Origin of the sequence: Bartonella rhinolophi (genome assembly GCF_036576165.1) — a bacterium.
In the GTDB taxonomy this organism is placed as follows: Bacteria; Pseudomonadota; Alphaproteobacteria; order Rhizobiales; family Rhizobiaceae; genus Bartonella.
The window spans coordinates 72,812-96,133 of sequence record NZ_JBAFWY010000006.1 but is presented as its reverse complement, the minus strand read 5'-3'; the positions used below and the strand labels follow the sequence as shown (position 1 = coordinate 96,133).

At 40.5% G+C, this 23,322-nt stretch carries 42 protein-coding genes; 12 read left to right on the top strand and 30 right to left on the bottom strand.

What is annotated here, in order from left to right; translation table 11 throughout:
- From V5N67_RS05185 to V5N67_RS05165, 5 genes are read right to left on the bottom strand one after another with little or no spacing between them, the layout of a single operon-like run.
- Positions 1–1,107 carry a phage tail protein gene (locus V5N67_RS05185; protein WP_332060835.1) on the bottom strand — a complete coding sequence of 369 codons (1,107 nt, stop codon included), beginning with the start codon at positions 1,105–1,107 and terminating at the stop codon, positions 1–3.
- Positions 1,107–1,934: a baseplate J/gp47 family protein gene (locus V5N67_RS05180; RefSeq protein WP_332060834.1), complete on the bottom strand. Its 828-nt coding sequence runs from the start codon at positions 1,932–1,934 to the stop codon at positions 1,107–1,109. The genes V5N67_RS05185 and V5N67_RS05180 overlap by 1 nt, the downstream gene beginning before the upstream one ends.
- On the bottom strand, positions 1,931–2,272 hold the full coding sequence (locus V5N67_RS05175) for a GPW/gp25 family protein (protein ID WP_332060833.1): 342 nt from the start codon (positions 2,270–2,272) through the stop codon (positions 1,931–1,933). Before V5N67_RS05175 ends, V5N67_RS05180 begins: the two co-directional genes overlap by 4 nt.
- Positions 2,269–2,910, bottom strand: coding sequence for a phage baseplate assembly protein V (locus V5N67_RS05170; protein ID WP_332060832.1), 642 nt, complete (start codon positions 2,908–2,910; stop codon positions 2,269–2,271). Before V5N67_RS05170 ends, V5N67_RS05175 begins: the two co-directional genes overlap by 4 nt.
- Positions 2,891–3,433 carry a hypothetical protein gene (locus V5N67_RS05165; RefSeq protein WP_332060831.1) on the bottom strand — a complete coding sequence of 181 codons (543 nt, stop codon included), beginning with the start codon at positions 3,431–3,433 and terminating at the stop codon, positions 2,891–2,893. Before V5N67_RS05165 ends, V5N67_RS05170 begins: the two co-directional genes overlap by 20 nt.
- A 76-nt stretch (positions 3,434–3,509) precedes the next feature.
- Here V5N67_RS05165 and V5N67_RS05160 point away from each other — a divergent pair, with 76 nt between their 5' ends.
- From V5N67_RS05160 to V5N67_RS05150, 3 genes are read left to right on the top strand one after another with little or no spacing between them, the layout of a single operon-like run.
- Positions 3,510–3,809 (top strand): BrnT family toxin, encoded by a 300-nt coding sequence (locus V5N67_RS05160; RefSeq protein ID WP_332060830.1) that lies wholly within the window; start codon positions 3,510–3,512, stop codon positions 3,807–3,809.
- Positions 3,796–4,068 (top strand): CopG family antitoxin, encoded by a 273-nt coding sequence (locus V5N67_RS05155; RefSeq protein WP_332060829.1) that lies wholly within the window; start codon positions 3,796–3,798, stop codon positions 4,066–4,068. The genes V5N67_RS05160 and V5N67_RS05155 overlap by 14 nt, the downstream gene beginning before the upstream one ends.
- 27 nt (positions 4,069–4,095) lie before the next feature.
- The gene (locus V5N67_RS05150; RefSeq protein ID WP_332060828.1) at positions 4,096–4,296 is read left to right on the top strand and encodes a hypothetical protein; all 201 of its coding nucleotides are present in this window, start codon (positions 4,096–4,098) and stop codon (positions 4,294–4,296) included.
- A gap of 64 nt (positions 4,297–4,360) precedes the next feature.
- On the opposite strand, the gene V5N67_RS05145 is transcribed toward V5N67_RS05150, so the two are convergent.
- Both V5N67_RS05145 and V5N67_RS05140 read right to left on the bottom strand, forming a co-directional pair.
- Positions 4,361–4,891: an antA/AntB antirepressor family protein gene (locus V5N67_RS05145; RefSeq protein ID WP_332060827.1), complete on the bottom strand. Its 531-nt coding sequence runs from the start codon at positions 4,889–4,891 to the stop codon at positions 4,361–4,363.
- 28 nt (positions 4,892–4,919) lie between these two features.
- Positions 4,920–5,129, bottom strand: coding sequence for a hypothetical protein (locus V5N67_RS05140; protein WP_332060826.1), 210 nt, complete (start codon positions 5,127–5,129; stop codon positions 4,920–4,922).
- Between the two features lie 141 nt (positions 5,130–5,270).
- Between V5N67_RS05140 and V5N67_RS05135 the strand changes: the two genes are divergently transcribed.
- The gene (locus tag V5N67_RS05135; protein WP_332060825.1) at positions 5,271–5,534 is read left to right on the top strand and encodes a type II toxin-antitoxin system RelB/DinJ family antitoxin; all 264 of its coding nucleotides are present in this window, start codon (positions 5,271–5,273) and stop codon (positions 5,532–5,534) included.
- A 90-nt stretch (positions 5,535–5,624) separates the two neighbouring features.
- On the opposite strand, the gene V5N67_RS05130 is transcribed toward V5N67_RS05135, so the two are convergent.
- The 9 genes from V5N67_RS05130 to V5N67_RS05090 are packed head-to-tail and all read right to left on the bottom strand — an operon-like array spanning position 5,625 to position 13,045.
- Complete coding sequence (locus tag V5N67_RS05130; RefSeq protein ID WP_332060848.1) at positions 5,625–5,978, bottom strand: head-tail joining protein; 354 nt, start codon at positions 5,976–5,978, stop codon at positions 5,625–5,627.
- Positions 5,978–7,054, bottom strand: a complete 1,077-nt coding sequence (locus V5N67_RS05125; RefSeq protein ID WP_332060824.1) for a major capsid protein — start codon at positions 7,052–7,054, stop codon at positions 5,978–5,980. Before V5N67_RS05125 ends, V5N67_RS05130 begins: the two co-directional genes overlap by 1 nt.
- 12 nt (positions 7,055–7,066) lie before the next feature.
- Positions 7,067–7,435, bottom strand: a complete 369-nt coding sequence (locus tag V5N67_RS05120) for a head decoration protein (RefSeq protein WP_332060823.1) — start codon at positions 7,433–7,435, stop codon at positions 7,067–7,069.
- A gap of 1 nt (position 7,436) precedes the next feature.
- Positions 7,437–7,703 carry a hypothetical protein gene (locus V5N67_RS05115; protein ID WP_332060822.1) on the bottom strand — a complete coding sequence of 89 codons (267 nt, stop codon included), beginning with the start codon at positions 7,701–7,703 and terminating at the stop codon, positions 7,437–7,439.
- Entirely contained in the window at positions 7,667–8,785 is a 1,119-nt protein-coding gene (locus tag V5N67_RS05110; RefSeq protein WP_332060821.1) for a S49 family peptidase, read from the bottom strand. Before V5N67_RS05110 ends, V5N67_RS05115 begins: the two co-directional genes overlap by 37 nt.
- On the bottom strand, positions 8,775–10,322 hold the full coding sequence (locus V5N67_RS05105; protein WP_332060820.1) for a phage portal protein: 1,548 nt from the start codon (positions 10,320–10,322) through the stop codon (positions 8,775–8,777). Before V5N67_RS05105 ends, V5N67_RS05110 begins: the two co-directional genes overlap by 11 nt.
- Positions 10,322–10,570 (bottom strand): phage head-tail joining protein, encoded by a 249-nt coding sequence (locus V5N67_RS05100; RefSeq protein WP_332060819.1) that lies wholly within the window; start codon positions 10,568–10,570, stop codon positions 10,322–10,324. Before V5N67_RS05100 ends, V5N67_RS05105 begins: the two co-directional genes overlap by 1 nt.
- Positions 10,567–12,489, bottom strand: a complete 1,923-nt coding sequence (locus V5N67_RS05095; RefSeq protein ID WP_332060818.1) for a phage terminase large subunit family protein — start codon at positions 12,487–12,489, stop codon at positions 10,567–10,569. Before V5N67_RS05095 ends, V5N67_RS05100 begins: the two co-directional genes overlap by 4 nt.
- A 13-nt stretch (positions 12,490–12,502) precedes the next feature.
- The gene (locus V5N67_RS05090) at positions 12,503–13,045 is read right to left on the bottom strand and encodes a hypothetical protein (RefSeq protein WP_332060817.1); all 543 of its coding nucleotides are present in this window, start codon (positions 13,043–13,045) and stop codon (positions 12,503–12,505) included.
- A gap of 88 nt (positions 13,046–13,133) precedes the next feature.
- Here V5N67_RS05090 and V5N67_RS05085 point away from each other — a divergent pair, with 88 nt between their 5' ends.
- Together V5N67_RS05085 and V5N67_RS05080 are read left to right on the top strand one after the other, a co-directional pair.
- On the top strand, positions 13,134–13,400 hold the full coding sequence (locus V5N67_RS05085; RefSeq protein WP_332060816.1) for a BrnT family toxin: 267 nt from the start codon (positions 13,134–13,136) through the stop codon (positions 13,398–13,400).
- Positions 13,378–13,683, top strand: coding sequence for a BrnA antitoxin family protein (locus V5N67_RS05080; protein ID WP_332060815.1), 306 nt, complete (start codon positions 13,378–13,380; stop codon positions 13,681–13,683). The genes V5N67_RS05085 and V5N67_RS05080 overlap by 23 nt, the downstream gene beginning before the upstream one ends.
- A 76-nt stretch (positions 13,684–13,759) precedes the next feature.
- Here V5N67_RS05080 and V5N67_RS05075 read toward each other — a convergent pair whose 3' ends face one another.
- The 12 genes from V5N67_RS05075 to ssb all read right to left on the bottom strand — a co-directional run bounded on the left by V5N67_RS05075 (position 13,760) and on the right by ssb (position 19,844).
- A complete protein-coding gene (locus V5N67_RS05075) occupies positions 13,760–14,035 on the bottom strand; it encodes a hypothetical protein (RefSeq protein WP_332060814.1) in 276 nt (91 codons plus the stop codon).
- Positions 14,032–14,790 carry a phage antirepressor KilAC domain-containing protein gene (locus tag V5N67_RS05070; protein WP_332060813.1) on the bottom strand — a complete coding sequence of 253 codons (759 nt, stop codon included), beginning with the start codon at positions 14,788–14,790 and terminating at the stop codon, positions 14,032–14,034. Before V5N67_RS05070 ends, V5N67_RS05075 begins: the two co-directional genes overlap by 4 nt.
- A 16-nt stretch (positions 14,791–14,806) precedes the next feature.
- Positions 14,807–15,430, bottom strand: coding sequence for an antA/AntB antirepressor family protein (locus V5N67_RS05065; protein ID WP_332060812.1), 624 nt, complete (start codon positions 15,428–15,430; stop codon positions 14,807–14,809).
- Between the two features lie 571 nt (positions 15,431–16,001).
- Positions 16,002–16,592 carry a hypothetical protein gene (locus tag V5N67_RS05060; protein ID WP_332060811.1) on the bottom strand — a complete coding sequence of 197 codons (591 nt, stop codon included), beginning with the start codon at positions 16,590–16,592 and terminating at the stop codon, positions 16,002–16,004.
- 3 nt (positions 16,593–16,595) lie between these two features.
- Complete coding sequence (locus V5N67_RS05055) at positions 16,596–16,961, bottom strand: hypothetical protein (protein ID WP_332060810.1); 366 nt, start codon at positions 16,959–16,961, stop codon at positions 16,596–16,598.
- 291 nt (positions 16,962–17,252) lie between these two features.
- Entirely contained in the window at positions 17,253–17,522 is a 270-nt protein-coding gene (locus tag V5N67_RS05050) for a type II toxin-antitoxin system RelE family toxin (protein ID WP_332060809.1), read from the bottom strand.
- Positions 17,506–17,733, bottom strand: coding sequence for a type II toxin-antitoxin system RelB family antitoxin (relB, locus tag V5N67_RS05045; RefSeq protein ID WP_332060808.1), 228 nt, complete (start codon positions 17,731–17,733; stop codon positions 17,506–17,508). The genes V5N67_RS05050 and relB overlap by 17 nt, the downstream gene beginning before the upstream one ends.
- Positions 17,734–17,917: 184 nt before the next feature.
- Positions 17,918–18,046, bottom strand: coding sequence for an AbrB/MazE/SpoVT family DNA-binding domain-containing protein (locus tag V5N67_RS05040; protein ID WP_332060807.1), 129 nt, complete (start codon positions 18,044–18,046; stop codon positions 17,918–17,920).
- A gap of 49 nt (positions 18,047–18,095) precedes the next feature.
- Complete coding sequence (locus tag V5N67_RS05035) at positions 18,096–18,491, bottom strand: type II toxin-antitoxin system HicB family antitoxin (RefSeq protein ID WP_332060806.1); 396 nt, start codon at positions 18,489–18,491, stop codon at positions 18,096–18,098.
- Positions 18,491–18,688, bottom strand: coding sequence for a type II toxin-antitoxin system HicA family toxin (locus tag V5N67_RS05030; protein ID WP_332060805.1), 198 nt, complete (start codon positions 18,686–18,688; stop codon positions 18,491–18,493). Before V5N67_RS05030 ends, V5N67_RS05035 begins: the two co-directional genes overlap by 1 nt.
- Positions 18,689–18,820: 132 nt before the next feature.
- Positions 18,821–19,390, bottom strand: a complete 570-nt coding sequence (locus V5N67_RS05025) for a hypothetical protein (RefSeq protein WP_332060804.1) — start codon at positions 19,388–19,390, stop codon at positions 18,821–18,823.
- 10 nt (positions 19,391–19,400) lie between these two features.
- Positions 19,401–19,844, bottom strand: coding sequence for a single-stranded DNA-binding protein (ssb, locus tag V5N67_RS05020; protein WP_332060803.1), 444 nt, complete (start codon positions 19,842–19,844; stop codon positions 19,401–19,403).
- A gap of 189 nt (positions 19,845–20,033) precedes the next feature.
- On the opposite strand from ssb, the gene V5N67_RS05015 reads away from it, so the two are divergent.
- From V5N67_RS05015 to V5N67_RS04990, 6 genes are all read left to right on the top strand, one after another.
- Positions 20,034–20,315 (top strand): type II toxin-antitoxin system RelE/ParE family toxin, encoded by a 282-nt coding sequence (locus V5N67_RS05015; protein WP_332060802.1) that lies wholly within the window; start codon positions 20,034–20,036, stop codon positions 20,313–20,315.
- 16 nt (positions 20,316–20,331) lie between these two features.
- A complete protein-coding gene (locus V5N67_RS05010; protein ID WP_332060801.1) occupies positions 20,332–20,625 on the top strand; it encodes a HigA family addiction module antitoxin in 294 nt (97 codons plus the stop codon).
- Positions 20,626–20,800: 175 nt separating this feature from the next.
- Positions 20,801–20,992, top strand: coding sequence for a hypothetical protein (locus V5N67_RS05005; RefSeq protein WP_332060800.1), 192 nt, complete (start codon positions 20,801–20,803; stop codon positions 20,990–20,992).
- Between the two features lie 102 nt (positions 20,993–21,094).
- The gene (locus V5N67_RS05000) at positions 21,095–21,523 is read left to right on the top strand and encodes a type II toxin-antitoxin system HicB family antitoxin (protein ID WP_332060799.1); all 429 of its coding nucleotides are present in this window, start codon (positions 21,095–21,097) and stop codon (positions 21,521–21,523) included.
- Between the two features lie 63 nt (positions 21,524–21,586).
- On the top strand, positions 21,587–21,829 hold the full coding sequence (locus V5N67_RS04995) for a hypothetical protein (RefSeq protein WP_332060798.1): 243 nt from the start codon (positions 21,587–21,589) through the stop codon (positions 21,827–21,829).
- 14 nt (positions 21,830–21,843) lie between these two features.
- Entirely contained in the window at positions 21,844–21,990 is a 147-nt protein-coding gene (locus tag V5N67_RS04990; protein ID WP_332060847.1) for a type II toxin-antitoxin system YafQ family toxin, read from the top strand.
- Between the two features lie 132 nt (positions 21,991–22,122).
- Here the strand turns inward: V5N67_RS04990 and V5N67_RS04985 are convergent, their stop codons facing one another.
- Together V5N67_RS04985 and V5N67_RS04980 are read right to left on the bottom strand one after the other, a co-directional pair.
- Entirely contained in the window at positions 22,123–22,656 is a 534-nt protein-coding gene (locus V5N67_RS04985) for an antA/AntB antirepressor family protein (protein WP_332060797.1), read from the bottom strand.
- 273 nt (positions 22,657–22,929) lie between these two features.
- Positions 22,930–23,265 carry a hypothetical protein gene (locus V5N67_RS04980; protein ID WP_332060796.1) on the bottom strand — a complete coding sequence of 112 codons (336 nt, stop codon included), beginning with the start codon at positions 23,263–23,265 and terminating at the stop codon, positions 22,930–22,932.
- Positions 23,266–23,322 lie beyond the last annotated feature (57 nt).

Genomic DNA, 23,322 nt, shown 5'->3' with positions numbered 1-23,322 from the left:
TTAAAACCTCAATAAAATTTTAAATTGTGTGCGAACATCGGCTCGTAAAGGAATCTTTACAGGTGTTTTGATGATCTCAACGCCCCCGATGAGCTCCTCAGATTGTAGCCAAAGCTTTCCCAAAGGTATGTTTTTTGCTGGAGTTGCATGGACTAAAACAGAAACGGAAGCGGCTTTTCTGCCATCAACATCCTGAAAATCTGTACGTGCAGCCAGTAAGACCCTTGTGCCTGTTCTTGAAGGCTTCAATTGTTTGCCTGAATGGCTATAAACGCCCTCCAATGCCTGTTCGACGGGCTGGACAATGTTGCATCTGCGAATACCAATGAGAGCATTTTCCTCATCTCTCAACACAAGATAAAGGGTTCGCTTTTGAAACCATCCTGCTAAAAAGATACTCCGCTCATGCTGGTTGACAGACACCCAAGGAAAGTTCGCCCCCTCCCATGAATAGTGCAGCTCTTCCCAACTTAATTCTTCACCAGTATCATCTATCCAATTGCCAATTAATTCGCCTTCTTCTTTGCGAAGAGTGTGATTAATCTCTACATCTTGCCCAAAGGAAAACAGCGTATTGCTTGCCACCATACGCACACCGCTTTCGCGATCAAGCAGCGCATTGTCTAACCTTGACATGTTACCTTCAACAGCCCCAACGCTATAACCATGGGTGGCACGTCGAAAGTCAGAGCGCAAACTTTTCGAAAGGTTGGTGATCTCCACAATTGCTTTCAGTTGGCTTGGTTCAGGCAAGCGGTCAAAAGCAAGCTGGAAGGAATTCCACCATGCACGCCTTACCCATGCTGCTCTAAAATCTGCGGAAAGCCCTAGCCATGCTAACCCCATATCAATGGCTGCGAGAGAGCCACGTATCTTTTGCCATTGAGACCCTGTATCAAGCAAATCATAAAGATTGGGAACATAAGGGGTTAACTCACCAAGTCCGTATTCTTCAATCAGCCACGGCAAAAAGCGAGGGGGGCGTGTAACAAGTTTAGAGCGTGAAATCCCCGAAATAATGTCATCAACATCTTGATGAAAATCACAAACATCCGCAAGGCACCTCTCAAATTCTGTTGCATTGTTGGCAAGCAAAGACCCAACCATTAGCGTGCCCGACCTTTAAAGTTTAAGATCACTGTTCCAACGGACAACACTTCTTCCGCTGAAACTGCAATATCCTCCATGGGCTCCAGAGCAATCACTTTCTGCACACCAGCAATCATCAATTTTGAAACCCACCATGATAAACTCAACTGGCGACCAAGAACTTGTTCTTGCCTCCATGCTGCTCTTAAATTGGCTTCCATTTTTGTGAGAATGGTCAATGCTGTTTCTGGTAACAGCCAAACATCTGCCTCCAAATCCACCACCTTTGCCACAGCGGCGTGAACAATGATCGTATCATTGGTCATAATCACACTTTTCTCATGAAGGGCGTTTGAGACTTTCTCTAAAAGCTCTTGGCTCACGGTTTCTGCTTCATTATTGCCAAAAAGTGCAACATGAATGGTGGGGTCTCTCCCTTTCCGATAAATGATTGCATCCTTCACCCGATGATCGGCTGACAGAGCAACAAACTTGTAATAAGGCTCCGTCCCACTGGCTTTCCCGCTGCGCGCATGAAGCTTAATACGTTCACGATACCTATCATCATCCTCATCCTCCATGCGTTCAACACCGTGCCACTCTCCCAACTCATCAAGAGAACTGCCTGTAGAAAAATCAAGAATATTATCACGCGCAGCGTCATTAATGCGCTGCCTTAACAACAGTTCTCTGTAACTAAAAGCCTCAATCACTTTGACTGCGGGATCACTTTCGAGAAATGTATAATTAGGCAAAAGTTCTTTTAAATGCGCAAGAGCGCAAGCGCGTATCTCTTCAAAAGAAAGTTCTGCGATGATCTCTGGTTTGGTAAGTGCTTTACTCATTTTATCAGCAGTCCTTCCATGGTAATGGGCTTGCCCGATGGCAAATAAACCCCCGCAAACGACAAGGACACTTTGCCAGCCGCAACCCATTTCAAATTAATTTCCTTCAATTGAAAGCGTGGTTCCCACCGATCCAGTGCCTCTGCAATAGATGCATAAAGTGTGACAGCAAAAGCATCATTGACGGGTGCATCTATCAGTTCAGGCACACGTGAACCATAATCACGCCGCATTACACGCGTCCCAATGCGTGTGGAGAGAATATCAAATATTGATTGGCGCAAATGATCGATGCTCGAGAGGGATTTTCCTGTTTGCCGATCCATTCCTATGCTCACTTTGGCACTCCTGTTATCGAACCACCAGAAGCAACACCGCCGTGGACATGGGATGCCCCAACATTTTTACCATTATGGGTAAGAGAGCTACCATTGATGGAAACGCCACCCCCAGCTTTTAGGGAAATATTGCCATCGGCATTTAAGCTTACATCACTTTCTGACACAATCTTAATGCCATCAGGGGCTGTCAGCTCTAATGTGCCTCCCTCTCCTTTAAGGCAAACGCCATCAGCAATGTTCAGGATAAACTTGCCCCCTGATTTGATCGAGAGTGCATAGGTGTTTTGCGCATCATCATATTCAATGGTTGTCCCATCAGGATAGAGGGTTTTGTGGATACTCCCCTTATCGGCTACCTGATTGGCATCTGTATGAATGGAGCCAACAATCACCCCTTGTGATAAATCCCCCGATGAGGACACAACAACAACTTGCTCTCCCACATCACGTCCCTCATAGGAACAAGTATTCCCCGCACGGGCTTGGGTGTCTGGAAGCCAGTCACTTACCAAATTGCCACTTTTTACCCGATAACGTGCGTTTTTATGGTCAACATGGCTAATCTTACCCACCACAACCATATTTGCCACACGACGCTTGAGATCGGTGATTTCTTTATCGCGCCGCTCTCGCATGAAAAACCTCGATTTTTTGATATTTATCCTCGTTGCTCACCCCTGTTTCGGGATCAAATCCTATAAGGGGCTCAACACAACTTGCTGCTATGTTTCCTTCGTCTGCATCAGGAATATTCGTCACATAAATAACCTCAAAGGTTAAAATGGCTCCATGGAGTGCTAAAACACCATTATCACCAAAGGCAAAAGCAATATTTTGTAGCCGACAGCTCTCAACCTTGTTATTTAAATGGGGATTGGCATGGAAAACATTTTCGACTTCCCATGCCAATTTATCTACACAGCGCGCACCATTTTCTTCTGTTGCATAACATTCAACATCAACGGTTAAAATACGCCGCCTCAAACCATAATCATGTCCCTCATCCAACGTCTCGCTTTGTGTAGACACGTTAATGGCAGGCATGTTCTCAGACGAAAAATTAAAGTCCCGCATATTGAAAACACGCTCACCAGCAGATGTCTTGGCTGCCTTTATCAATGCAACAAAATTTTCTCTTATCGTCTCTCTTGGGAACATAAATGCTCCTATTTAATAATTTGATTTTTTTTTATTTTTGCTGTATTTGTGGATACATTTTAATATACATTACGTTATGACATTAAACATCAAAATTCATGGTATAAACTGGGATAAAGGAAATTGGCCTAAATGCGCTAAACACGGTGTCTCCAAAAAAGAAATTGAGTATTTATTTACTGATCCCAACAATCTTTTCATGGAGCAAGATCCTAACATCCAAGAAGAACGCTTCAGAGCTATTGGAAAAAACTATAATGAACGATATATTTTTTTAGTTTTTACCTTAAGAACAATAAATAACAAATTATTCGTGCGCCCTATTAGTGCCCGTTATATGCACCAAAAGGAGATCGATTTTTATGAAAACCTCTAAATTAAAAAAAATACCCATTTTCAAGACAGATGAAGAAGCAGAAAATTTTGTTGATACTGCTGACCTGACTGATTATGATTTAACTAACTTTAAGCCTGTTCATTTCGAATTTTTACCGAAAGAAGCTTCTGTTAACATTCGATTACCTCAAGCACTTATGAAAGCTTTAAAAGAAAAAGCTAAAAATCAATCTGTCCCTTATACACGCTATATAAGACACCTCATCGAACAAGACCTACAAAAAAGTCATCGAAAATAATTTTATCTTTATTGGAAAGAGCAAAACATGAACAATAATCACTATACATATCGTGTTTTGTGGTCACAAGAAGATGAGGAATATGTTGGTTTATGTGCTGAATTCCCATCCCTTTCATGGTTAAGCAATCAAGCCGAGGATGCTTTAAAAGGTATTATGAACCTCGTTTCAGAAATCGTTGAAGATATGCAACGCAATGGAGAAAATACCTCTATCCCTTTAAAATAGGTATATCTTTCTCCTGCTTTTAGTGAATCTCCCCACTTAAAAGAGGGGAGAATATTTTATGTTTTTAAGCTACTTTTTTTATAGGATTTTCTAAAACTCGTTTTGCTTCTGCAATTAACGCTTTATAGCTTTTGTTTTCTTCTTCTAATCTAAAAGCTTCAACAAGACGCGCATGAATAGGTCCCAAAAGATACAAGGCTTTTTCGGCAGGTCTCATCTCATCCCAATAGTGTGGCAAATCAAACCGTGTATCGCGGTCACAATCAACAGATTGGCTTTTTAATTTCTTCTCACATTCAATAAAATATTGACGGGCTTTTCTACCCTTCTCATTCCTTTCAACCATAGCAAGCTCTTTCGCCATATCTAAAGTGAGACGATATTCTGTCATGCTTACATTTTGACGCTCCCCCGTTTTGGGAAACGTTAAAATATAGTCTCTTTTAGAAACAAATTTATATGTTTTTATGCGATTTTTAATCCATGTTGTAAAATCGCGACCTACTTCTAAAAACGCATGCAATTCACGTGCATTGACCGTTTGAACAGTTTCCTGATCAATAACCTCTTCTGATATTGGTATGAGAGTGTTCATGATGAACTCCTATGCAGTTAGACGTTTTTCATTGACATCCAAAAAGAATGTCGGGTGCTGAAAAACACGGTGCATAGTCCGTCGTTACACCTTCCCCATAAGGGTATTGTATAGTGTAACCACACCCGACAGCATCATTATACGCAACAAGCGCATGACGAGTCAAAGTCTTTAATGTGCGGAGAAGAGATTGTATCGGCAATCCACCCGCTATGCATTTAAGGTGTTTTTCAGGCACCTGAATCAATATTAGATACATTATTACGATTTTGTCAAGAAAGAAAATTTCCTTTCGTTAAAATAATCAAAATGATACTGTACTTGAAATTAAATCATATTTGTATTACAGTGAAATACAAGCAATCTAGGAAAAATCATCATGGGAACTAGTCGTATGGTTCAAGCGCGCGTGCCAGAAAATATCCAGAGTGTTGCCAATAAGGTCATTCAGGAATCTGGCTTGTCCGTTAGTGATGTGATTAGAGTATTGATGACCCGTATCGCACAAGATAAAGCTATTCCATCCGTCTTGTTTCAACCTAATGCAGAAACAAGAGCGGCTTTTTCTGAACTCGATAAAAACAATCTAAAAAAGTTTCATTCCGTAGACGAATTATTTGATGATTTACATGCAGATGATTGAACGTAGCGCGTCTCGGTTCTCATTCAGAGCTTGATCTTTAACTTCCCTCCTATGATAAATGATAATACATCATTAAACAAAAGCGCATCGTTATTTTTCCTCACGCAAAATCAGCTTATACATGCCCGATTCTGAAGCTTGTACATCCGTCACAATGAAGCGCTCTTGAGAAGGAGCAGCTTCGTTGTTTTCAGGAGACATCACAACAACACTATCTTGAAGCTTTGGTGGCAATCCGCCAATATCATTGATGCAAACATCAAGTTCTTTTTTGGGGATTGTCGTGCGTGTTCTGCTTCCTGCTTCCGTTTCTGAATGTTGAATGCCGTAAATCGCTGTGATCTCAAAAGACTGCCCTGTCTCCTTTCTCGTATAGATGACAGGCTGTCCAAAACTGTTGCGTACATCTTCAACCATTTTTTTAAGCAGCCTGTGCCATCGCATCATTTGGCTCCTATAACGCCTTTAAAGAGCATCTCAGGGCGTGTGCAAATATAGAGTGGATAGCTGTATACTTCAGGTTTGACCCATGCATTACGATCGTGATCGACTATCAGCATCGTGTAAAGAGGCTTTCCAACCGTATTGGCAAAATCTAAAGATTCACCCGGTGCAAAAGTTTTCTGGAACACACCTGGGGCATCAACGGGTAAGAATTGACACTCATCAGGCTTAATCCCTATTGCACGTTTCGTACCCGCTTTAGCACCAATGTTATAATTATGAATGCTTCGATAGTTAATAAAAGTCACCCCAGCAAAATCAAAACTACCAAAGCTCCCTGCCCCAATAGCACTTGGTGTTGCAACACCTTTTGCACTGTTTAATGTCTGTGCCATCGCTGTATTTAAATAGGTTTCACGAATGGTTTTGTGGTTTTTTAACTTGGAAAAGAATTCATTTCCACAAAGCCCTATAATGCGCGAACGATCCGTAAAGGCACCACTTGAAACTTCAATCATTTTCATAATCACTTGATCGACAATATCAGCAACATCTGTCTCCTCTTTGTTCAGTTGAAAGTCGAGTGGCTCTGGTGGCTTGATTTCCCATTCCTTATACCAATCGACAATCACTGATCCGTCTGCATCAAGAACAACACCTTGAATAGCTCCAAGCTGCATATTTTCCCATGTCAGCTCAATTTCAGAAATCAACTTCTTTTGTTTTTGAGCAATATATTTCATTGCCGTTTCGAGTTGATCTTCTGTACCAAATTCCCGACGATTTTGAATCTCTTCTGATTTTACAGTATCACTCTTGGCAATACGGGTTGTTTTAAAAAACCGAAGATTACGATACCCTCTGTCCCCTTCAACTAAAGGAGCACCGCGTTCACTCGTTTGGATCAGTGACAAAGTATTGTCACGCCTTTCAATGCCTACAACTGTCGTGCTGGTTTCAACTTCCTCAAAAAGATTAAGAGAACTGATCAAGCTTGGCTGAAACTCATAATTTTCAATTGCTTTCATCATTGTTGCTGCTGAGAAAGCATCATGTTTAAAAAAGTTCATATCCATATGCGCATGCTCCTATCGCAACAGTATTTTGTTTTTTTGTTCTAAAGATTTAATGGCTGTTTCTTTTTGCTTATCCGTCATGACACTTGGCCATAACAATTCAGATGCTTTCACACTACACAAGCGCGCCGTAATGACTCCCCGCCGATCCCCACTGGTTGCATCAACATTGGCATAAGAAATGCCTGCTGGTATCTGGCTTCCATCTACAGCGGTGGGACGAAACGGTACATATTTCCCTGTTGTCGTCACCATACCCATGACAGTTCCTGCCGTAATCTCTGCTCCTGATGCGAAGGTAACCTCTTCATTTGATAAATCGGGATCATAGCGCCCAAGATATGCGCTATCACGCGTGTCTTCATAAAAAATATTGCTCATTTTACTTCCTTCCTAAGGCTGCTTTCCAAGCTTGTTGCCATTTTGCATGAATTTTTTCTTTGCTATTCCCATCACCATGAGAAGCATAAGGGGATGCTTTTAAAGACGCACTCTTGGAGGAAGCTGCTATCAAAACAGCATGACGGGCTTTCTCTACACTCATCCCACTGTTAATAGCTTTCGCAGCATCAAAAGATACACCCAAACGCTTTGCTTGCTTTTCAAGATTTGTTAATGCGCGTGCACGCTTTCTCTCTTGTTCACGCACTGTCTGAATGTTTTTGCGTGTGTCTTCATCACCATCTTCTTCGTCTTCTCCTTCTTCGTCATCTTCGTTGAAGGCTTCGGCATTAACATCGATGTCGTCTTCTTCTTCATCGGTGACGTCGATAATTTCTTTTTCCTCATCCTCTTGGATAATCTCTTCTTCGGCGCGGTATTTTGTGCGTGCCATGGGTTTGCTCCTTCTTCATCTATTGCTGTTGGGGGATGTTTTATGGAATCCATCAAGGCTTCCAAAGCCTGCGCAAATGTGCCTTGCGCATCTGCTAATCCAAGTCTAATTGCTTGAGTGCCTATAAAAGTGTCTGCTTTCGTCTCTCGAATGGCAGCAGCATTCATGGGTCTGTTTTGCGCAACCAAATCGACAAACATATCGTAGAGAAGCGCACAATCTGCTTGCATTTTTTCAAGCGCTCTCTCGGCTAATGGCTCATGAGGGTTGCCATGGATTTTATGGTCACCCTCAAAAACAAATGTCCATTTATACCCCTGTTTTTCATCCGCACGGGATTGGTCAAGATGGGCACAAACAACACCAATCGAACCCACAACCCCCGTGCGTGCAATCCAAATTTGAGATGCTGCGCAAGCAAGCGCATAAGCCGCAGAGCAAGCAAATTCATTGGCATGTGCCCAAACGGGTTTGTTATAGAATTGCGAAAGCGTGCGAAACTCTTCGACCAAATCAAACACGCCGCCTGCTTCCCCGCCACCGCTATCAATATCTAATAAAACAGCCCGAACATCAGGCTGTGCAATGGCTTCACGAAAAGAGTGCCCCAAACCTTCATAAGAGGTCAGTCCTGACACAGCACCAAGCCATGCACCACGGCGCACGAGCGTGCCATGAATGGGGATAATCGCAACATTGCCCCGCACCACATAAGTTTCAGGGGGAGTTAAAGCTGCCACGTCCTTTTCCGAGAAAGCTCCAACCGCAAATTTCTCCCCTTCAAAAAGACGCGGAGCAAGCGCATTTAAAATGACATCAAGCTTTGTGGAGGCAAGCATATGAGGCACACCAAAAAGGCGTGATGCCACAAAAGGCAGATCAAGGTTATTCGCCATGGCTTTGTGCCTCGCTGCCTTGATTGCTCTCATAGTCATCGTCAGAATCTTCAGAATCAATGGCTTTATAATCAATAGAAAAGTCTGCTAAATCCGTATCAAAGGATAAGCCGCGCTCTTGAGCATCTTTGCGCTCTTCTTCAAGTTCGATGTGAATGGTGTCAATGTCAAAACCGCGTTCAGCAAGCGCCATACGCCGTGTTTTTAGCCCCGCTCGAATTTCTTCTTTCTCTGCTGAAATATCCTTGCTTGGATCAATCATTTCGAGAGGCGGTGCAAAGCTTTCACATTGTATCCATGGCAAATAATTTTCTTCCCAGCCTGGCAAATCCACACGTCCAGAAAGCACTGCCATTTCAACAAAACGTTCCCAAACAATGCGGTTGAACTGAAAGGCTATAATATGTTCGCGCCATTGTTTGATCTGGCGTCTAAATTGAATGATCGATGTGCGCACATTGGAAAAATTCCCCCGTGTTACATCACCTGTCACAACCGCATAAGGCATGTTGAGTCCTTTGCAAATTTTCAAAGTAGTGCGATATTGAAAAGGCTCATAAGAACCGCCAACCTCTACGGGATTGGAAAATTTGATGTCCGTGTTCTCTTCCATTTCTTGAACAGCACCTGTCTCAAGTGGAAAAAGCTCTGCTTGCGGTTCCTTCTTATTGCTTTCTTCGCGATTATCAGATGCATACGCGTTACTAGCATTGGGATTAGACTTTATAACAAACGCCATGAAAAGGGCTGCGTTTCTTTTTCTATCAAGCTCTGCGTCATCGTAAGCCTCAAGCTGAAAAATTTTTGTCAAGCAGCGCGTTACTTTCGGCGAGCCACGCAATTGTCCTGCAATACGGCGTTCTTTGACATGTATCACCATTTCAGCAGGGACTCTTACACGCTCTTGATTTCCAAACGCTCCACTCAGTGGACTGCTATCATAAGGATGATGCTGCCAAAAATGATAAGCAACACGCTTACCACTGGCATTAAACTCAATCCCCATACGGATATAATTGCCTTCAATTTCAGCAACCCCGCTATAGGTTAAATCAAGCATTTCTGCGGGATAAATTTGCAATTGAAGAGGCACACCTGAACGCCCATAAAGGTCAACATAATGCAGCCTTACAAAACATTCACCCGTTAAAAAAACTTCTCGAGCAATGGTTGCTTGAAGACCATAAAAATTGGCATCTTCGTCATAATCAGCCTCATCAACCCATTGCCACCAAAGATCAAGCAGCTTCTTCTTTTCTTCTTGAAAGCCTTCAATTTTAGGATAAGGCTTAATCCCATCACTAACTGCTGCCGAGACCCATTCTTCTGTTGCAGAGCCATAAAGGGCTTCATTATCATAGAGCCACCTTGACCGTGCAATAATTGTATCGCCTGCTGCTTCAATTGCTTGGTTGATATGTTTTTTAGCAGGATTTAACCCGCGCATTCGGCGACTATAGCTAGCAGCTTCGAAAGGTGGATTATGGTCACCAGAAGCACGAAAAAGACCCGTTATTTTATTGAATAATCCAGCCATTAATAACCGCGCCTCGCATCAATATAAAAAATACGAGAGCTTCCATGTCCTTCGAGCTCTGCTATTTGCTTATCTAGCATGGCAAGTGCCTTGCGTAATTCCTCTACAGAACGGTTTCCCACTTGCTTGTCACCATGACGTACAAATTGCGCCCCTGAATAAAGAGTCTCCTCAAGTTGTTCACGTCGTTTTTTTAACTCCGCAATTTTTTCACTTTTGCTATCCAACTGACTCAAATTCTCACTCATAAATAATTCCAATCTTTTTGCATATATGGACTAACTGACCTCCTTAGTTGTTTCCTTTGAGGCTGTGGTGTCTGAAGCTGTGTTGGAAAAGATTCTGTATTCTCGGAAGATGCCTCCATATTTTTGAGACTTTCCAAGCGCTCTTCTAAAATATCAACTTCCTCATTCAGGTTTAGACCTGCTGAAATCAGACCTTGCAAAGCGGCATAAGCATAGACGCGGCAATCTAGAGCCTCGTTTCTTGCCTTCTCACTCTTTTGCCATTCTATCCGCTTAAAGCCTTTGAAATATTTGATGACCTTTTTTTCAGCTGTCAGCTGCTCGAAATATTCCTGATCGAGGTTTATATGAAAGTGCGTTGCACCAGCTCCTGAAGCCTCGGCACCCGATTTCTTGAACCGTGCTGTAATAATATCTTTGGCAGCATCAACCCCGATCACATAGAGATTAATCTGCCCTTTATTGTTCTTGCTCGGACGACGTGGCCAGACCGCACGCCAGCCTGCCTGCCCTTTAATTCCCCATATGCGTCTCCCCTCACGAGGGCGCACATAGTTATAAACCGCCTGTGTGTGACTGCCTCCTGTATCAATACAAGCAGCTGTGATCCTGATGCCATTTTTGTAACCTTGATGTGGCCAGCGTCTTGTCAAATATTCATCTAATTGATCCCACACTTCAAAGGAAGACGGATCACCAAGGATGACTTGATAATCAATATGCCAGCTTTCTTCACCACGCCCCCACCCCACAACTTCCAATTCTAACCGATCATTTTGCACGTCAATCCCCGCTGTCAACAACACAGCCTGTGGGGGTGCAATGGGGTAATCTTCACGCCGTGCATAAAGGCTCTCAGGATCAATAACCTCGCCCGTTCTATCTTCCCAAGGTTCGCCAAGGACAGTGTTAACAAAAGGCTGCAAAAGCGCAGGATCATCTTTGGCATCTAGAAATTCACGCGCACATTCTCCCCATGTCAGCCATGGCGAATAGAGTGCTGAAATATGATAAGAACGTAAATTGGGTCGGCTGGATTCACTGGTGGGAACCCAACATGCCCCCCGTTCTTCAGACATCAAATCTGCTTTTCGGTGCTCGGCATGTTCATGCCCACAATGGGCACAAACAAAAACTGCCTTTTCGGGGGATCCTTTTGGCCACTTAATTTGCGACCAAACAATCGGCTGTAACACACCACACCCATCACAGGGGATGTTGTAATATCTCTGATCCCCAAGTACAAAATCTTTGGCTATACGGCTTGTGTCACGATGGGTGGGTGTAGACAATTTAAAAATCTTTCTTTGCACAAAAGTCGAGGTACGCTTTTCGGCAATCACCACGGGATCACCTTCATTATCCACACTCAGAGGATAAGCATCGACTTCATCGAGGATCAAATAGCGAATAGGCATCGAACGCAGCCCAGCAGCACTGTTGGCTCCTGTCAGCATGAGAACACCCCCACTAAACTCTTTTGAAAACATCGTATTCCCACTGTCACGCGCGCGTGCTGGAGCAATACGTGCACTCAAAGCTGGACTTGCTGTAATCATTGGATCAAGACGCGTCTTAGACAGTTTCTTTGCTGTCTCAACAGTCGGCATCACATAGAGTGCGGGGCTCGGACTATAATGGATAGCATAACCACAGAAATTTAATCCTGCCTCCGACATGCCAACCTGCGCCCCTTTCATCACAACCGTTGTTTCAATCGGCACATAAGAGGAAAGATTATCCATGATCTCGCGCAAATAGGGCGTACGCTTGGTTCTCCATAATCCAGATTCAGCACTTGCTACGGTACTTAAATACCTATTCTTATCTGCCCATTCTGAAACCGTATAGGGTGGATCGGGTCGTCGCGCTTCATTGGCATGCGAAAAAAACTCTTTTACCGCACGATCATCATCCATTGTTCACTCACTCTTATTCAGAGGTGCTCAGATCATCATGATAAGGAACAGGAATATCAACGGCTTCAAGCAAAGCCTTTCGCATGTAATAATCAATCGCACCAATCAGGCTGGCTGCATCACACCCAATCTGGGCAGCAATGCTGGCACCAAAACGATGGGGAAAATTCAACATCGCATCACGATGCGCTTTTCCGAAATCATGCGCTGCTTTCTTCACCTCTTCCCGATCAACCGTTGTCTCACGCAAGCGTTCAAGCGCTATCTGTTCGCTTTCAAGCGCAACTTGCATCCTCTTGAGTTTGATTTCGTATTCATTGGCTCCATCCATGGAGTTCTGTTTAATCTTTGCATAAGGCTGACTGGCAGATTGTAACCGCTTTGTGGGGTTCTTATTCCATATGGCTCTCGCAACCGTTTCATTGACCGAACCATCCGCAAAAAGTGCCTCATCAAATTTGCCCGTTTTAAATCGAGAGACAACAGCATTGGGAGAAACACCCATCTTTTTGGCAAACGCACGAACCGATATCCCCTCACGACCCTTTTTATTCATTGAATATTTGCCTGTTTGAATAGTTTATAGGAATTATCGTACACTTTAATTTATTTACAGCATCATATTTTTAGTGTACATAAAATATATGAAGATAGTGTGGGATGAACCAAAAAGAGCTTTGAACATTGATAAACATAAGCTTGATTTTGCAGATGTTATTTATTTTGACTGGGAGCATGCTTTTATTGACGCAACACATTCAAACCGTATGAAAGCTATTGGACGCTTTGCTGATGGTACAACAGTTGTTATTTTTGTAAAGCTTGGCACTGAAGCAATATCCGTTATCAGTTTCCGTCATGCAAATAAGAAAGAAAGAGAGGTTTTCAATGACTATCAAAAAAACCTTTAAAGATGCACACGATTACACAAAAGAAGACTGGGAAGCTGTGAACTCACCACCTCTCACAGATGAAGAACTTGCACGCTTAAAACCAGCGAAAGAAGTTTTACCTGCTTCCTTTTTCAAATATATAGCAGAGGAACGCCGTAAGCGTGGGCGTCCACCAATTGAATCCCCCAAACAAGCGATTACCCTGCGCCTTGATCCCGAAGTTGTTGCCTCTTTTAAAGCGCAAGGCAAAGATTGGCGCACACGTATGAGTGAAACACTAAAAAAAGCAAGTGGTTGCTAAAATAGATAAATTTAAATACATGTCTTAACCACCTCTTCCCACCTGCGAAGATGGGAAGATGTAAGCTTCAGTAAGGTTAAGCCACTTTTTTAACTGGGCTTTCTGAACTAGGAGCATAAGCTTTTAACAAAGGATCAATACCCCGAGGAAACTCTGAATCCCCAAAATCTGTAAGAACTGCCAAAAGTTTAATAATATGTGCATCTTTCTTGATTTTTGAAACCAAAGCTTTTTCTACTGCACTCATGGTATTAACTATGGCAGTGCATTCCTCATCCTCAATACCATCGCGATTGCAAAGCTTAAACAACACCATCCACAAATCACACAAAGAATCGATACTGGTATTCATTGTACACCCCCATGAATTTGTTCTCTTAAGCATGCTAAGCCTTTTGTTGTGATCTTTGTTGAAGGAAGCACTTTCTCTGTTCCATCTTCTTTTTGAATTGTGATGGTTGGACAATCCATCAGACCTCTCTTGATCTTGTCCTGATAAGGTAATAATGGAGAACCTGGTGCACGACGATAAACCCAGTCATGTCCACGCAAATAATCAATTAAATCCTTTGGTCGCACCTCCAATACCTTCGCTGCTTCAGTAAGACCAAACAAACCATCAGAGCGTGTTAAACCTTCAAGTGCTTTTGCCTTGGGTTCTAATTGAGCAATAACACTGTCTTTCTGCTCAATTTGACTTTGTAGATGTGTCAAAAAGCCAAGCATTGCTTCAGGGCTTGAATAATCAATTTGCGGAGCAGCAATTTGCTTTTCCAATTCTTGCCAGCGGTCAATTATCTTTGCTCGCAGTGTAGTACTGTAACCTGATACAAGAATTAAACATTCTCGCTTGGGAAGATTATAACAAGGACGTGTTTTTCCTTGCTCATCAATGTAACTACTTGAAAAATTAGCCAGCCCAAATTTGGGCTCGCTAAAATCAACCGCCCCAAATTTGGGGACGTTAAGTTCTTCAAGCATTTGCTTAATATCACGCATAACATGTTTATGTTGCTTACCGCACAATTCTGCAATCTCACGGCTAGACATAGTCTGAACCGTCGCACCACTACAGGTGCTTTCTGTAATTTTTATAAGGGTATTCATGATGAACTCCTATCGATTAGATGTTTGTTAATGACACTCTAAAGAGAGTGTCGGGTGCTAACAAACACGGTCGATAGTCCGTCGTCACGCTTTCCCCGTAAGGGTATTGTATAACGTAACTACACCCGACTAGACCACTATACGTCACAGACATACAATGAGTCAAAGCCTTTAATGCGCGGAGAAAAGACTGTATCGGCAATCTATCCGCTATCGATTTAAGGTGTTTGTTAGGCACCTGAATCAACATTAGACACATTGTTACAATATTGTCAAGGAATAAAGATGCTTCAGGATTCGAATAGTCAATTTGCAGTGCAGATACTTCCTTTGCACGTCGTTCGCATTCGATAAAATACTGTCGTGCTTGTTTGCCTTTCTCATTACGCTCTACCATGGCAAGCTCTTTTGCCATGTCTAAAGTGAGAGCGTAATCTTTAGAAGGACGACCTCCTGAACTTTCGCTCAAAAATGAGCAAAAGTCATACCCTTCTTGAAACTTATAATCTTGAATGCGTCTGATAATCCAATCTTTAAAATTAGTTTTCACTTCCAAAAACGCATGTAACTCACGCGCGTTAACTGTTTGAACAGTCTCCTGTCCAATCGCTTGTTTTGATATTGGTATGAGGGTATTCATGATGAACTCCTGTGTAGTTAGATGTTTTTGATCGACACCCTTAGAGGATGTCGGGTGCTCAAAAACACGGTACACAGTCCGCCGTTACGCTTTTCCCATAAAGGGTATTGTATGGCGTAACCACACCCGACAAACCACTATATGCTACAAGCATATAATGAGTCAAAATCTTTCAATTTGCGAGAAAAGATTATTTCGGTAATCTTCCGCTGTGTATTTTTAAAGTGTTTTTGAAGCACCTGATTCGACAATAGACATCTTATTGCCATATTGTCAATAGGTGAAAATCGTTTCCTGTTAAAATAATCTCTGCTGTACAGCCTGTGCATTAAAACTGTACAGTCTGCACATTAAAAACATTTATTCTCAATGACTTATGTGTACAATGTACAGTCAATTTTAAAATTCTGTCGCTAGCGATAGTTCGCGCTGCCTTGCCCCGCAACAACCTAAATCCGCTGGGAAGTACCTTTCTTATTGATTTCATTGCCTTTTTTCTTAAAACCGCAAAACATTATTGATAATCTTGCCTTAAAAATTAAAATCACAACGTACAGCATATAGACATAGCTTAAGAACATGCCTTAGCCTTGTTCTTGGCAGCATACTCCTGACGAGCAAGCTGTATCTGTATATTTTTGGTTAATCTTTCATTGGCATATTCTGCAATAGAACTTGCAATCTCTGACTGAAACATGACCTCTGCAATGGAGACCCCCTCTTGTTTTGCAATGGGGAATTGATCTCCTTTAACTCTTTGGAACACGTTACCCCCCATCTTCAAATTAACACGCTGGGGAAATTTTCCACCTTGAATAAAACCATGAGGCAGAATTTTTTTCGTTCCAAACATCATGTAAGTCACGCCGCGTTTTGTTTCTTTTGCCTTAAAAAATTTAAGTGGCAATGGTGTTCCTGAACCAACAATATCCGCTTCAGGGAAATTCGTTGTTGCTTTTGATTTAATGTAAACACCTCTCTTGACGCGTTTTACTTTGGCTGATGCAACTTCAGAAACTTTCCGTTCTGTAAAACGCTCAACTTGCTTTGCCGCAGTATTCACAGCATTACGAAGTGCCCAATTAAGACGGGGTGCTTTAAGATTGGTGAAGGTATTCTCAACCTGCTGAAGATACCACTTTTGATGAATAGTTAACTTCAAGTGCTAAGCCTTCTTTGTAGAATTTGTTGATGGCTTAGAAGCTTTAACCACTTTCGGCTTTTCAGAAGCGATCGTTTCTATCTCTTCTTTCCCGTTTATTTCTACATCCTCTTTTTGCTTATCAAGCTTTTCTGCTGCATTTGTATCGAAAGCAATAATCTCTGTATTCTCTTGCTCACCTATCTTTGTCTCTTCTTTCTGCTCATCAAACTGCTCCTGATAAAGCCTCACAGCATTGGCACGTTTAAGACGAGAGTACACCGCATGAGAAGTCTCAACGAATGGATTATCTGGAGTTGAAGGTTCAAAACGGACGATGTCTTTATTATCACCCAAAACACACATTGGTTTAGTGATTACTACTTTCATAGCCACTCCTTTTAAGAGATTATTTAATGACATAATTGGTCATTTATTTATTTTTGTTATTTGAAAAAAAGAAAGAGCCAGTTTTCTTAGGAAAACCAAGCTCTCTAGCCACATTTAAGGCTTAATATTTTACCAATTTTTAAAGGGAAAATCTGAAATCTGGACACAATACAACCAGTGCAGTGGTGTCATTAAATACGACTTTTTATGCTATGTCAACATAAAAATCTAAATATTGTATTTTTTCTATCTAAATTTAGTATTTTCAATAAAAATTAAAGTCTATTTTTCTTAATCTGTATATATATTTTTTCTATGTCCAACAGCTAAAACCAATACAACAAGCTCTTTGTCGTAAAGATCGCATAGTATCCTATAATCCCCTACGCGATACCTCCATAAACCTGATAATTGTCCCCTTAAAGGTTTACCCAATACACGCACATTTTCAAGGGGAGCAATGCGCTTATCTAAAAAATCAACAATACGACGCGCTTCTTTTTTATCGCATTTTTTTAAAAAATCGAGGGCTTTCTTTTCATATCTAATCGTCCAAGCCAAGCTCTTTCCTTATTTCTTCAGAACTGTAAAAAGTAGCATCTCCATTTCGAACACGCTCTCTTACTTTAGAAGCTAAATAATAATCTTCCGCCTCTTCTATTCCACGTTCAATAATCTCGCGCAAATAAAAAGACTTTGTGCGTCCTGTTTTAACAGCCAAGTTGTTCAAGCGCGTTTCAAGATCGCTTGGCAAACGAATAGATATTGTCATAACGGAATCCTCATTTTTGTATTCAATGTAATACAAATACAATGCGTTGTACACAAAAACGTTTCACATTATGCTTTTCACTTTTTTACAGTAAAATACTTACACAACTTTTGCTTATAAAAACTCTGTGCTCGCAACCTGAAGTCGGATCAAGTAATACTTCACTAGATATTGCCCCACTTCATTACAATAGCTCTCTCCCAACAGCTTTAGTATTCAACCACTCCACATCCTCATCACTGAAATCAGCTAAAGGATCACATTGAGCTAACAGTTCATCAAGAATGTAACTTGGTAATATCTGTGATTCCATAATCAAATCAACCTTAGCATTTCCAACGAAATGATTTAAACTTAATTACCTAAATATTTAGTTCATGACGTGCTGCTGTTGCCAAAAAAGCAGACCTTGTTAACCCTCTTTCTTGTGCACAATCATCAATAGCACGCAAAAGCCCCCGTTCAATAGATATATTAGTGCGCACTACTTCAGCATCATTTTCAATAAAGGGAACTTGTATCAAAAAAGCCCCTTCTAACAAAGCGGCTTTAACAGCTTTTTGCTGTATTACTTCTTCAAATTTTAAAGGAATTGGCAAAGTATCCATGTCCTCGCAATATAGTTGAAGAGCTTCGGTTGCATTTGCAATTAAATCTTCTTCATGATCGGCAGCAGAAAAAAGTCCCTTAAAATCAGGAAACTGAACACCAAAAGCAGAATCTTCATCTTTATGGACAAGAGCAAAAAATCTTCTCATTATTCTTCTCCTTTTTTTAACCAGCCTGCTTGTTGTGCAATAGAACGCGCCGTACCTATCGGAAGATTTTTCTTAGGATGAGGAACAATAACCACCTTCCCATCTTTTTTTAACTTATGGTGTGAACCCTTTATTTTAACAAGTTCGAAACCATCACGCTTTAATTTTGCAATGATCTTTCGGCTATCTTGTTCCACTATACGCACTCATTATGTGTAAATATTTACACACTTTAACAATTTTTAATCTGAAGTCAATTTTTTTAACAGTAAAACACAAATGAAATGCGCTAAAAATGATGCACAATAAATCAAAATATTGCTTTAAGTTTATACCTTTACGCGTTTTTGTGAAAAGTGTTTATGAAGCGCATTGAGAATAATACGCAATGAATTAACGAGATATGACAATGATTGATCTTCTACAACAAGATATTGTAGCGCTGCATAAAAATTATGTTGGCGATATAAATATTGCGCTTCTTGAATAGCCTCTTGCATAGTCAAAAATTGTTGTGTTGCCATTTCGACCCATTTTTTTCTTGCATCATCATCAGAAGTTGTAGGCATTTCATCATAAATTGCACTAGGCAATGCTTTTGCACACAAATAATTGTTTCTCACTTCAAGATATTTTTGTGCAACATCATACTGGTCTTGACTAATGCCTGCTGCATTCTGTTTATATCCAAGCAAACAAAGTCGCCCGATATAAGTGCCAGAAAGTGGGTTCTTTGCCTCTTCTATGGTCAAGCCAAAGTGCTTAGCACGCATCTCTATAGTCAATTGATTAGCAGGCTCACGTGGTGTTTTTGCACGTGAAATCCGTCCATTTTTCTCTCTCATACATCCTTCAATCCGTGGGCGTCCACGTTTTTTATGTTTTCTTCTTTTTGCCATATTTTCTCAATCAAAATGGAATGTCGTTATAAGCAGATATGGTTGTGTGATTTTGTGTCGGCACTACATTGGTAGAGTGTGAAACAGTAGTATCAGAGGCATCACTATCTTTCTTTGCATCAAGCAAATACAATTCACTTTTAAACTGTGGCAACACAACTTCTGTAGTATAGCGATCGATACCTTTTTTATCTTGCCATTTACGTGTCTGTAATCGCCCTTCGATATATACCTTGCTCCCTTTTTTGAGATATTGCAGAGCAATCTTTGCAATGTGAGGATTAAAGACAACGATTGAATGCCATTCTGTTTTCTCTATTTTCTGATTGGTGTTTTTATCTCTATAGCTCTCTGAAGTTGCCATCCTAAAATTGACCACCTCTGTTCCAGAATCCATTGTTTTGCTTTCTGGATCAGCACCAAGACGTCCGATTAACGTCACCTTATTTACCATATTTTTATGTCCATTAAATTTGCGTTTTATACGGACATTATTATAACATAATTTGCTTATTTTATCAATATTTTCAATATGATATTATTGATAATTAACATATAACATTATGTTTTATAACGCTAATCATCCAACACTTGATTGACACAAGCTCATCGTGTATCGTGCCAAGTATCAAAAGGAGAATATGTGGCAATCGTTAGCTTTAAACATAAAGGATTAAAATTATTCTTTGAGAAAGGTGATCATAAAGGTATACAGCCTACACACGCTAAAAAATTAGCAAATATTTTGGTGATTTTAGATACAATATCTACGCCCGAACAAGTGACAATTAAATCATATCGTTTACATGAACTTACTGGCAATTTAAAAGGTTATTGGTCAATGCGTGTTAATGCAAATTGGCGTGTTACCTTTCGTTTCATTGGAACAGACGTTGAGCTTGTTGATTATCAAGACTATCATTGATTTTTGAGGTATTATTATGATGTACAATCCTCCACACCCTGGTGGCATTTTAAAAGAAGAATTGCTTGATGAATTAGGTTTAACTGTAACAGAAGCTGCACATCGTCTCGGTGTTGCACGTTTAACTTTATCACGTGTTTTAAACTGTAATGCAGCAATTAGCATCAACCTAGCTTTACGATTGGAAAAGGCTGGTTTAAATGACGCAGAATTCTGGCTTAAATTGCAACAAAAGCACGATCTATGGCAAGCACGACATAACAATCCAATCACACATGTCGCACCTTTAGAGCAAACAGGGCATTTTTAGAAAAAATTTAAAACAGTTTCTTTCGGTTTTGACTCATACTATTTCTTCTACTTATTTCTACCCAACAAATATCCTTTAAATAAAAATTCAAACGAACTTTTTTGTGCGAATTATTATTGACCATCGAACTTTTCTGTGCGATATTAGTTTTATATAGTAATGGGGGGGAATATACATGAAACGAGAAGCGCTACTTAGAGAGTTGCGTAAAGAAGCCAGAAAAAGGGGCATTTATTACAGTGAAGCTCCTGACGCAGGTAAAGGGTCACATTATTTGATAACTTTTGGAGATAAAACAACCGTTATAAAATCTGGTGAATTAACTCCCATTTATGTGAAAATAATAAAAAAGCAGTTGGGAATATGAATCTCCCAATTGCTTTTATTGCTCTTCGTTTCAAACATGTGCATGCCGACACAAAAAAATAATAAATAATAAAAAAGGCAAAGCAGAAAGGATAAAAATGACATGGAATACACATATTATGCACAACTTGAAGCTGATCCAGACGGTGGTTTTATAGTAACTTTCCCAGATGTACCAGAAGCAATAACAGCTGGAGAAAATCGAACTGAAGCATTAGAAAATGCTGCTGAAGCTTTAGGATTAGCATTACGGAGCTATCCTATACGCGGTCTGCCTTTACCTAAACCACAGCAACATCAAGGCCTTGTCGCAGTAACGGTAGATGCTTGGAATGCCTTTAAGCTAGCGGTAATAGAAGCTTTTAACGAAGCTAATATCACAAAAACAGAATTAGCTAACCGTCTGGGCAAAAAAGAAACAGAAGCAAGACGCATTCTTGACCCAAACTACCCAACTAAGCTTCAAACACTAGAACAAGCACTAACAATTCTTGGCAAACAGGTAGTTATTACAATTAAGGATGCGGCTTGAACTGCGCCCCTATCTATTCTTTGAAGAGTCAAGGATATTTTTAAGGTTAAGAGGAACATAGAGATGAAAGATCGTAATCATGATGACGCAATGGCTGAAATATTCCAGAATGATCCTGAAACAGCAGTAGCTACCCTTGATGCAATCCTAGCTGATGGAGATCAAGGTGAGCTACTTGTAACGCTTCGCCAAATAATGAAAAATCCTAATAAATTAACGATTGAGACACTGAAAAAAAGCGACGACAGAGAAGATGTATATGTCGCAAAGGATATAAACGATCTATTTCATGATTTGGGAATTTAAGGAAAGCCTCCACCATTCCGTTTAAGGATCATCCTCTTAAAGGGAATTGGTGTAACTTTCGAGATGTACATATTGAGCCAGATTGGATTCTGATTTACAAAATTAGTGATGATGAAATACGATTTGAACGCACAGGAAATCATTCCGATTTATTTAAGTAATGTGCATTTGTAATGTGATTTAACTTTCTTTTTCAGCTGTAAAACTAAAAATAAATACGATTCTAGCTATCAAATTTAATTTCTTCCCCGTTTTAAAAACGAGGAAGGTATTTTGTATTTCTTTAAATAAAACTAAGCAGCTTTAGTAACAGGATTTTCTAAAACGCGTTTTGCCTCTGCAATTAAGGCTTTATAGCTTTTGTTTTCTTCTTCTAATCTAAAAGCCTCAACAAGACGTGCATGAATTGGTCCCAAAAGATACAAGGCTTTTTCGGCAGGCTTCATTTCATCCCAGTAGTGTGGCAAATCAAATCGTGTGTCACGATCGCAATCAGCAGGTTGGCTTTTTAGCCTTTTCTCGCACTCAATGAAATAGCAACGAGCTTCTCTACCTTTCTTATTGTTTTCAATCATGGAAAGTTCTTTTGCTACATCTAAGGTAAGGTGGTATTCCTTGCGATTATGACCGCCTCTTCCTTTGCTTCCCAAAATAGGGAAGCAAATAAAATCTTGATTTTCAGTAAAATTGTATTTGTTGATACGTTCAGTAATCCAGTCCGCAAATTTTTTACCTACTTCTAAAAACGCATGCAATTCACGTGCATTTACTACTTGAACAATTTCTTGATTAACCATTTGTTCTGATATTTTTATGAGAATATTCATAATTGAACTCCTATCGATTAGATGTTTTTGATTGACACTCTAAAGGAGTGTCGGGTGCTCAAAAACACGGTCGATAGTCCGTCGTTACGCTTTTCCCATAAAGAGTATTTTATGACGTAACTACACCCGACAAGACCACTATATGTCATAGACACACAACGAGTCAAAGCCTTTAATGTGCGGAAAAGAGACTGTATCGGCAATCTATCCGCTATCGATTTAAGGTGTTTTTGAGGCACCTGTCCAGAAACAGAACATATTCCAGCATTATTGTCAAGCAGCATTTGACTGTTTCATTTTCTTTTCAATATTCTTGTTAATCTCATCTATAAGCGGTTCATAATTGATAACAGTTCTAGGCACTGCACCTCCGTAAACCCATGCTTTTACTTGCGCTTTGGTACTGAAATCTGCATTATTCGGCATGTCATGATATTGGCAACCATCGAACTCTTCATACTCTCTTGTGCCATCTTCATGCTCATACAGATTATAAAAATACTCGGCACAACCAAGTCCCCACGGAGCATGACCAATAGCTGTTGCAATAAACTTTTTTTGTATTGGCTGTTTGCGTTTTGTTAAGAACAAATGTTTTAAAATTCGCATGTTTAAAATCCTTTTCTACTAATGGATTTATTTGCTTGGATTGAACCGTACAATGTG

Bases quoted from the DNA above. Each gene is read 5' to 3' on its own strand.
- V5N67_RS05185 (WP_332060835.1), bottom strand. From the start codon at position 1,107: ATGGTTGGGTCTTTGCTTGCCAACAATGCAACAGAATTTGAGAGGTGC.
- V5N67_RS05180 (WP_332060834.1), bottom strand. From the start codon at position 1,934: ATGAGTAAAGCACTTACCAAACCAGAGATCATCGCAGAACTTTCTTTT.
- V5N67_RS05170 (WP_332060832.1), bottom strand. From the start codon at position 2,910: ATGCGAGAGCGGCGCGATAAAGAAATCACCGATCTCAAGCGTCGTGTG.
- V5N67_RS05165 (WP_332060831.1), bottom strand. From the start codon at position 3,433: ATGTTCCCAAGAGAGACGATAAGAGAAAATTTTGTTGCATTGATAAAG.
- V5N67_RS05160 (WP_332060830.1), top strand. From the start codon at position 3,510: ATGACATTAAACATCAAAATTCATGGTATAAACTGGGATAAAGGAAAT.
- V5N67_RS05155 (WP_332060829.1), top strand. From the start codon at position 3,796: ATGAAAACCTCTAAATTAAAAAAAATACCCATTTTCAAGACAGATGAA.
- V5N67_RS05150 (WP_332060828.1), top strand. From the start codon at position 4,096: ATGAACAATAATCACTATACATATCGTGTTTTGTGGTCACAAGAAGAT.
- V5N67_RS05145 (WP_332060827.1), bottom strand. From the start codon at position 4,891: ATGAACACTCTCATACCAATATCAGAAGAGGTTATTGATCAGGAAACT.
- V5N67_RS05135 (WP_332060825.1), top strand. From the start codon at position 5,271: ATGGGAACTAGTCGTATGGTTCAAGCGCGCGTGCCAGAAAATATCCAG.
- V5N67_RS05130 (WP_332060848.1), bottom strand. From the start codon at position 5,978: ATGCGATGGCACAGGCTGCTTAAAAAAATGGTTGAAGATGTACGCAAC.
- V5N67_RS05125 (WP_332060824.1), bottom strand. From the start codon at position 7,054: ATGGATATGAACTTTTTTAAACATGATGCTTTCTCAGCAGCAACAATG.
- V5N67_RS05120 (WP_332060823.1), bottom strand. From the start codon at position 7,435: ATGAGCAATATTTTTTATGAAGACACGCGTGATAGCGCATATCTTGGG.
- V5N67_RS05110 (WP_332060821.1), bottom strand. From the start codon at position 8,785: ATGGCGAATAACCTTGATCTGCCTTTTGTGGCATCACGCCTTTTTGGT.
- V5N67_RS05105 (WP_332060820.1), bottom strand. From the start codon at position 10,322: ATGGCTGGATTATTCAATAAAATAACGGGTCTTTTTCGTGCTTCTGGT.
- V5N67_RS05100 (WP_332060819.1), bottom strand. From the start codon at position 10,570: ATGAGTGAGAATTTGAGTCAGTTGGATAGCAAAAGTGAAAAAATTGCG.
- V5N67_RS05095 (WP_332060818.1), bottom strand. From the start codon at position 12,489: ATGGATGATGATCGTGCGGTAAAAGAGTTTTTTTCGCATGCCAATGAA.
- V5N67_RS05090 (WP_332060817.1), bottom strand. From the start codon at position 13,045: ATGAATAAAAAGGGTCGTGAGGGGATATCGGTTCGTGCGTTTGCCAAA.
- V5N67_RS05085 (WP_332060816.1), top strand. From the start codon at position 13,134: ATGAAGATAGTGTGGGATGAACCAAAAAGAGCTTTGAACATTGATAAA.
- V5N67_RS05080 (WP_332060815.1), top strand. From the start codon at position 13,378: ATGACTATCAAAAAAACCTTTAAAGATGCACACGATTACACAAAAGAA.
- V5N67_RS05075 (WP_332060814.1), bottom strand. From the start codon at position 14,035: ATGAATACCAGTATCGATTCTTTGTGTGATTTGTGGATGGTGTTGTTT.
- V5N67_RS05070 (WP_332060813.1), bottom strand. From the start codon at position 14,790: ATGAATACCCTTATAAAAATTACAGAAAGCACCTGTAGTGGTGCGACG.
- V5N67_RS05065 (WP_332060812.1), bottom strand. From the start codon at position 15,430: ATGAATACCCTCATACCAATATCAAAACAAGCGATTGGACAGGAGACT.
- V5N67_RS05055 (WP_332060810.1), bottom strand. From the start codon at position 16,961: ATGAAAGTAGTAATCACTAAACCAATGTGTGTTTTGGGTGATAATAAA.
- relB (WP_332060808.1), bottom strand. From the start codon at position 17,733: ATGACAATATCTATTCGTTTGCCAAGCGATCTTGAAACGCGCTTGAAC.
- V5N67_RS05040 (WP_332060807.1), bottom strand. From the start codon at position 18,046: ATGGAATCACAGATATTACCAAGTTACATTCTTGATGAACTGTTAGCT.
- V5N67_RS05035 (WP_332060806.1), bottom strand. From the start codon at position 18,491: ATGAGAAGATTTTTTGCTCTTGTCCATAAAGATGAAGATTCTGCTTTT.
- V5N67_RS05025 (WP_332060804.1), bottom strand. From the start codon at position 19,390: ATGGCAAAAAGAAGAAAACATAAAAAACGTGGACGCCCACGGATTGAA.
- ssb (WP_332060803.1), bottom strand. From the start codon at position 19,844: ATGGTAAATAAGGTGACGTTAATCGGACGTCTTGGTGCTGATCCAGAA.
- V5N67_RS05010 (WP_332060801.1), top strand. From the start codon at position 20,332: ATGATGTACAATCCTCCACACCCTGGTGGCATTTTAAAAGAAGAATTG.
- V5N67_RS05005 (WP_332060800.1), top strand. From the start codon at position 20,801: ATGAAACGAGAAGCGCTACTTAGAGAGTTGCGTAAAGAAGCCAGAAAA.
- V5N67_RS05000 (WP_332060799.1), top strand. From the start codon at position 21,095: ATGGAATACACATATTATGCACAACTTGAAGCTGATCCAGACGGTGGT.
- V5N67_RS04995 (WP_332060798.1), top strand. From the start codon at position 21,587: ATGAAAGATCGTAATCATGATGACGCAATGGCTGAAATATTCCAGAAT.
- V5N67_RS04985 (WP_332060797.1), bottom strand. From the start codon at position 22,656: ATGAATATTCTCATAAAAATATCAGAACAAATGGTTAATCAAGAAATT.
- V5N67_RS04980 (WP_332060796.1), bottom strand. From the start codon at position 23,265: ATGCGAATTTTAAAACATTTGTTCTTAACAAAACGCAAACAGCCAATA.